The organism is Gryllotalpicola sp. CP2-P1 (assembly GCF_057512245.1).
Genome location: NZ_JBLRDT010000140.1, coordinates 1 through 6,734 on the forward strand (window position 1 = coordinate 1; position 6,734 = coordinate 6,734).

Consider the following 6,734-nt stretch of genomic DNA (forward strand, 5'->3'; position numbering starts at 1 on the left):
ACGAGGACGCCGAACTGCCGCGTGGGGTGCGCGGCACGGGCATCCATCGCCGCGTCGTACGCGAGCGGCAGCAGGTCGACCTGCGCGAGCTGCAGGGGGCGCGTCTCGTCGAGGCGCGCCAGTTCGAGCAGGTCCTCGACGAGGCCGCCCATGCGCAGCGCCTCTTTCTCGATGCGCTCCATGGCGCCGGCGACGGCCGCCTCGTCCTGCAGGGCGCCCATACGGTACAGCTCGGCGTAGCCGCGCACGGACACGAGAGGGGTGCGCAGCTCATGGCTGGCGTCGCCCACGAAGCGGCGCATCTGCTCGATGGTCCGCGCGCGGTCTTTGAAGGCGCGGTCGATGCGCGACAGCATCGTGTTGAGCGAGCGGTTGAGGCGGCCGACCTCGGTGTTCGGCTCGGCGCCGCCGAGGCGCTGGCTGAAGTCGCCGTCGGCGATCGCGGCCGCGGTGCGCTCGACCTGCCGCAGCGGCGCGAAGGTGGTGGTGACCAGCATGCGGGTGAGCACGGCGCCCACCACGACCACGATGACGCCGAAGCCGAGGAAGATCGTGAGGTACGCCGCCATCAGCACGTCGATCGACCCCGTCGACGTTGCGACGATGGCCGAGCCGGGCTGATTGTCGGCCGAGTAGCTGACCGTCACGCAGCGCGCACGGTATTGCACGGTGCCGTCGTTGCTGGCCAGGTTGAAGCTGTCGCCCGCGTGGCAGGCCTTCGCGAGCTCGCTCGAGAGACTCGTGCTGACGGCGGGCCGCAGCGAGCTCGCCTTGGACCGCCAGTTGTAGCCCAGGAGCTTGCCGTCGGCGTCGTAGATGGCGAGGAAGTAGGTGCTCGACTCGCCGTCGGGGCTGACCTGGTCATTGCCCTGCGACTCGCTGTCGAGCATGGCGTTGATGCTCGACGAGGTCGACGCCGCCTCGAGCTGCTGGTCGAGCTGCGAGATCAGCACGGGCTTGAACAGCAGCGTGGTGCCGATACCCGTGAGCAGCAGGCCGAAGGTCAGCACCAGCACGGTCACTCCCGTGATCTTCGTGCGCAGCGATACGGCGTTCCACGCTGCAAGAAGTGACCGGTGCATAGGTGACGAAAGCTACTCCGGCTAACTGGGGTCGGCCTGCGTGGGCGGGGATGCCCGCCCTGCGGCATCCCTAGGCCTTGCCCGCCTTCAGCATGTAGCCGAAGCCGCGCTTCGTCTGGATCAGCGGCTCGCTCGAGTGCGCGTCGACCTTCCGGCGCAGGTACGAGATGTAGCTCTCGACGATGCCGGCGTCGCCGTTGAAGTCGTACTCCCAGACGTGGTCGAGGATCTGCGCCTTCGACAGCACGCGGTTCGGGTTGAGCATCAGGTAGCGCAGGAGCTTGAACTCGGTGGGGGAGAGCTCGATCGGCACATCGCCGACGAAGACCTCGTGCGTGTCCTGGTCCATCGTGAGCTCGCCGGCGCGGATGATGGCGTCGTCGTCGGCCTGCATGGTGCGGCGCAGGATCGCCTTGATGCGCGCGACGATCTCGTCGAGGCTGAACGGCTTGGTGACATAGTCGTCGCCGCCGACGGTGAGGCCGGTGATCTTGTCTTCCGTGTCGTCTTTCGCGGTGAGGAAGAGGATCGGCGCGGTGTAGCCCGCGCCGCGGAGGCGCTTGGTGACGCCGAAGCCGTTCATGTCGGGCAGCATGACGTCGAGGATGATGAGGTCGGGCTCCTCTTCGAGCACGGCCGAGATGGCCTGCGCGCCGTTGGCGACGGCTCGAACGGCGAAGCCCGCGAAGCGGAGGCTGGTGGTCAGAAGATCGCGGATGTTCGGCTCGTCGTCGACGATCAGAATTCGAGGTCCTGCGTTCATGTCCCCCATTCTCTGATGGTTTCCTGGATTCCACCAGGGAGCTGATTGAACGCCGCGTATGGGCACCGCATGCCCTGGGCGGAATAGGCTCGGAGCATGACCACTCGGCGCTTCGTGATCATCGGCGGCGGCCTGGCCGCGGCCACCGCTGCGGAGACGCTGCGCGATGAGGGCTACGACGGCGACGTCATGGTCGTCGGCTCCGAGCGCCACCTGCCCTACCTGCGGCCGCCGCTGTCGAAGGACTACCTGAACGACCCGGCGAAAGAGCCTGCCGAGACGTACCTGCACCCCTGGGACTGGTACCACGAGCACGACGTGCACGTGCTCACCGGAACCCTCGCCGTCGAACTCGACCTGGTCGACAACCAGGTGATCCTCGACGAGACGTCGTCGATCGACTTCGAGAAGGCGCTCATCGCGACCGGCGCGAAGCCGCGCCCCCTCAAGCTGCCGGGGGGTGAGGCATCCGGCGTCTACTACCTGCGCACGCTCGACGACAGCGAGGATCTGCGCGACGCGCTGCGCGAGGGCGGCCGCAAGGTCGTCGTGCTCGGCACCGGCTGGATCGGCATGGAGACGGCGGCGGCCGCACGCGGCTACGGGAACGACGTCACCGTGATCGGACGAGCCGCCGTGCCGCTCTCCGGCGGCATCGGGCCCGAGCTCGGCACCATTTACGGCGCGATCCACCGCGACCGCGGCGTGCAGTTCAAGCTGCAGCGCGAGGTGCGGGCGCTCAGGACGAGCGACGCCCCCGGCGGCCCGGTGGTCACGGGCGTCGAGACCGACAACGACGGCGAGGTCATCCCCGCAGACATCGTGATCGTGGGCCGGGGAGCCGTGCCGAACGTCGAGATCGCGGAAGACGCCGGCCTCGACGTGAAGGACGGCGTGCTGGCGTCCGCCGCCCTCGTCACCTCGCACCCGCTCGTGTACGCGGCGGGCGACGTGGCCAACCCGATGAACCCGACACTCGACCGGCGCTTCCGCAGTGAGCACTGGGCCAATGCGATCGGCAGCGGGCGGGCGGCCGCGAAGTCGATGCTCGGGCAGGACGTGGCCTACGACGACGTGCCGTACTTCTACAGCGATCAGTACGACGTCGGCATGGAGTACGCGGGCTACGCACCGCTCGCCGCCGACACGCAGCCCGTGTTCCGCGGCGACGTCGACGGCCGCGAGTTCGTGGCGTTCTGGCTCGTGGGCGGGCGGCTCGTGGCAGGCATGAACGTCAACGTGTGGGATGTCTCCGACGACATCCAGACCCTCATCCGCAGCGGTCGCACGGTCGACGTCGGAAGGCTGACCGACCCGAACGTGCCCATTCTCGAGGCATGATCTACAGCCCGCCGCTGCGCGACCCCGTGCGCCGGATCGGCGCGCGCACCTTCGACTTCTCGCGCCAGGTGGCCGTGATGGCGGTCGTGAACCGCACGCCCGACTCGTTCTATGACAAGGGCCGCACCTTCGGGCTCGATGCCGCGGTGGACGCGTGCGTCGCCGCGGCGGATGCCGGGGCCGACTGGGTCGACATCGGGGGAGTGCCGTTCGCCCCCGGCCCCGCGCTCGCCGCCGCCGACGAGATCGGGCGCGTCGTGCCGGTGATCGCCGCGGTGCGGGCCGCGAGCGACGTCGTGATCTCGGTCGACACCTTCGACGCGCGCGTCGCCCGCGCGGCGCTCGAGGCGGGCGCCGACGTCATCAACGACACCACCGGGCTGCACGACCCCGAGCTGGCGCGCGTCGTGGCCGCGACGGATGCTTCGCTGGTCGTCACCCACTCGCTGGCGGCCGCCCGCGGCGCCGGGCCGCGCACGCAGTTCGCCCGACCGAGCTATGGCGACGTGGTCGCCGAGGTCGGCGCGTTCCTGGCCGAGCGGGTCGCCTATGCGATCGACGCGGGCGTGGCACCCGACCGCCTCATCGTCGACCCGGGCCACGACCTCAACAAGAACACTCTGCAGTCGCTCGAGCTGACGCGGCGGCTCTCCGAGCTCGCCGAACTCGGCTATCCGGTGCTCGCGGCCGTGTCGAACAAGGACTTCGTGGGCGAGGCGCTGGATGCCCCACGGGGCGAGCGCGTCGAGGGGTCGCTCGCCGCAGCCGTCGTCGCGATCACGCAGGGTGCCCGCATCGTGCGGATGCACAACGTGCGCGAGTCGGTCGCCGCCGTGCGCATGACAGAGGCCATTCTGGGGTGGCGGGCGCCGGCCGGAAGGCTGGTGCACAACATGTCCGAGGTGAATCGTGACTGACGCGGGCAGCAGGGCGCGCGCATGAACGCAGAGGAGAACGCGTGACGGCTGCGCGCATCGACCGGCTGACTCCGACCGCAGTGGCCGACGCCGACGACCAGCAGCTGCTGGACTGGTACGACGAGGGGGCGGTGCACGCCGACGGCAGGCCGTGGGTGCGGCTCAACTTCGTCGCCTCGATCGACGGGGCCGTGACGCGCGATGGCACGAGCGGAGGCCTGCAGGACCCGGCCGATCACCGCGTGTTCGATCTGCTGCGCCGGCTCGCCGATGTCGTGCTCGTCGGGGCGGGCACGGTGCGCAAAGAGGGCTACGGGGCGATGCGGCTGCCCGACGAGGATGCCGCTTGGCGGGTCGCCCACGGGCGCACGCCGCAGCCGGTCTTCGCGATCGTCTCGGCAGAGCTGGGCCTCGGCCCGAGTTCGCCGATCTTCGCCGAGGCGCCCGTGCGCCCCATCGTGCTGACGACGGCCGACGCCCCCGACGACCGCTTCCAGGCGCTCAGCGAGGTCGCCGATGTGGTGGTGGCCGGCGTCGACCTCGTCGAGTCGTCGTTCCTGCTCGAGGAGTTCCAGCGGCGCGGCCTGCTGCGCGTGCACTGCGAGGGCGGGCCGACGCTCGCCGGTCTCATGCTCGCCGACGGGGCGATCGACGAGATCTGTCTGACGGTGACGGCGACGCTCGAGGGCGGCGACGCGGGCCGGGTGACCGGGGCGGTGCCCTCGGACCCGCAGGGCATGCGCCTCGCGCAGGTGCTGCGCTCGGACTCGACGCTGCTGCTGCGCTACGTCAGAGACGAAACACCGGCGTAACCGCGCACCCTTAGCCTTCGAAGCACGCGTGTCCTATCACCATGGCCTGCAGCGGCAGCGCCAGGGCGGGGACCAGAGCCTCGAACAAGGAGCACGTGATGGCCGAATCGACCCTCGACGTCGTCGACAAGAGCACGGCGGGCGCCGACGCCCGCCAATTCCACATCGGGGTCGCCCCCGGCGAGGTCTCGACCGTCGCCCTGCTGCCGGGCGACCCCTTCCGCATCCCGCTCATCGCGTCGTTCCTCGACGACGTGGTGGACGTCGCGCACAACCGCGAGCATCGCACCATCGTCGGGGTCTACAAGGGGCGCCGCATCACGGCGACCTCGACGGGCATGGGCTGCCCGTCGACGGCGATCGCCGTCGAGGAGCTCGCCCGGGTGGGCGTGACCTCGTTCATCCGCGTCGGCAGCTCTGCCGCGCTGCAGCCGGGAGTCGCGCCGGGGGAGCTGCTCGTCAGTGAGGGAACGCTGCGCAACGACGGGACCACCGCCGCCTACGCGCACCCCGGATTCCCGGCCGTGCCCGACACGGAGCTCACCCTCGCGCTCGCCCGGCACAGCGAGCGGATCGCGCTCGCCGCGGGCTCGGCGTCGCACCGGGGCATCAGCGCGAGCGACGACGCGTTCTACGCGGAGACGCCCGAGTGGATCTCCGAGCTCAATCGGCTCGGCATCCTCAACGTCGAGATGGAGAGCTCCGCGCTGTTCGTCGTCGCCCGCCTGCGCGGGCTGCGGGCGGGCATGGTGTGCTCGTGCTCAAGCAATCTGGTCTCGGGAATGAGCCTGTACGGCGACACGCACGATCTGCTGCACGCGGGCTGGCTGCGCAGCATCGAGGCCGCCCTCGAGACCGCCGTGGAGCTCGAGCTGTGAGCGGCCGCGTGGTCATCGAAGGCGGCTACGTCGCCACGGTCGACGCCGCGGGCACGGAATACGCACACGGCCACGTCGCCTTCGACGGCCCGCGCATCATCGCCGTCGGCGCCGGCCCTGCGCCTCGGGCCATCGTGGCCGACGCCGAGCGCATCGACGCCGGCGGCTGTCTCGTCACCCCCGGCCTCGTCAACACGCACCACCACCTCTACCAGTGGCTCACCCGCGGGCTCGCACAGGACGACATCCTCTTCGACTGGCTCGTCGCGCTCTATCCGCTGTGGGCGCGCATCGATGCCGAGCTCGTCGGGCGCGGTGCCGCCGCAGGGCTGGCGACGCTCGCGCTCTCGGGGTGCACCACGGTCGCCGACCACCACTATGTGTTCCCCGCGGGCAGCGGCGACCACGTCGGCGCGCTCGTCACGGCGGCCCAGCAGGTCGGGGTGCGCCTGCACGCGACGCGCGGCTCGATGGACCTCGGGGCGAGCGACGGCGGCCTGCCGCCCGATTTCGCGGTGGAGAAGACGGATGCCGCGCTGGAGGCATCCGCGCAGGCGGTGGCGCGCTATCACGACCCCTCGCCTGGAGCGATGGTGCAGCTCGCGATCGCGCCGTGCTCGCCGTTCAGCGTGACGACGGAGCTGCTGCGCGAGAGCGCCGCGCTGGCGCGGTCGCTGGGCGTGCGCCTGCACACGCACGGGTCCGAGACCGTCGAAGAGGCGGCGTTCTGCGCCGAGCGCTTCGGCATGGGGCCGACGGACTATCTGGAATCGGTCGGGTGGCTCGGCGACGACGTGTGGACCGCTCACGGCGTGCACCTCGATGCCCATGACATCGCGCGCTATGCGTCCTCGGGCACCGGGGTCGCGCATTGCCCGTCGTCGAACGCGCGCCTCGCGGCGGGCATCGCGCCGGTGCGCCAGTTGCTGCGCGCCGGCGTC

Annotated in this window: 7 protein-coding genes; 5 read left to right on the forward strand and 2 right to left on the reverse strand. The window is 70.7% G+C overall.

Annotation, left to right across the window (positions count from 1 at the left end):
• Both ACM2XV_RS10890 and ACM2XV_RS10895 read right to left on the reverse strand, forming a co-directional pair.
• The coding region (locus tag ACM2XV_RS10890) for a histidine kinase dimerization/phospho-acceptor domain-containing protein (protein WP_487026943.1) at window positions 1-1,082 on the reverse strand (1,082 nt) is incomplete at its 3' end.
• A gap of 70 nt (window positions 1,083-1,152) precedes the next feature.
• On the reverse strand, window positions 1,153-1,845 hold the full coding sequence (locus ACM2XV_RS10895; RefSeq protein ID WP_344773601.1) for a response regulator transcription factor: 693 nt from the start codon (window positions 1,843-1,845) through the stop codon (window positions 1,153-1,155).
• A gap of 96 nt (window positions 1,846-1,941) precedes the next feature.
• Here ACM2XV_RS10895 and ACM2XV_RS10900 point away from each other — a divergent pair, with 96 nt between their 5' ends.
• The 5 genes from ACM2XV_RS10900 to ACM2XV_RS10920 all read left to right on the forward strand — a co-directional run.
• Window positions 1,942-3,186, forward strand: a complete 1,245-nt coding sequence (locus ACM2XV_RS10900; RefSeq protein ID WP_344773599.1) for an NAD(P)/FAD-dependent oxidoreductase — start codon at window positions 1,942-1,944, stop codon at window positions 3,184-3,186.
• Complete coding sequence (gene folP, locus ACM2XV_RS10905) at window positions 3,183-4,103, forward strand: dihydropteroate synthase (protein WP_344773597.1); 921 nt, start codon at window positions 3,183-3,185, stop codon at window positions 4,101-4,103. The genes ACM2XV_RS10900 and folP overlap by 4 nt, the downstream gene beginning before the upstream one ends.
• 41 nt (window positions 4,104-4,144) lie before the next feature.
• The gene (locus ACM2XV_RS10910) at window positions 4,145-4,915 is read left to right on the forward strand and encodes a pyrimidine reductase family protein (RefSeq protein ID WP_344773595.1); all 771 of its coding nucleotides are present in this window, start codon (window positions 4,145-4,147) and stop codon (window positions 4,913-4,915) included.
• 98 nt (window positions 4,916-5,013) lie between these two features.
• Window positions 5,014-5,793: a nucleoside phosphorylase gene (locus ACM2XV_RS10915; RefSeq protein ID WP_344773593.1), complete on the forward strand. Its 780-nt coding sequence runs from the start codon at window positions 5,014-5,016 to the stop codon at window positions 5,791-5,793.
• Window positions 5,790-6,734 (forward strand): amidohydrolase family protein (locus ACM2XV_RS10920; protein WP_487026944.1); only part of this gene is annotated, 945 nt, incomplete at its 3' end. The genes ACM2XV_RS10915 and ACM2XV_RS10920, both read left to right, overlap by 4 nt.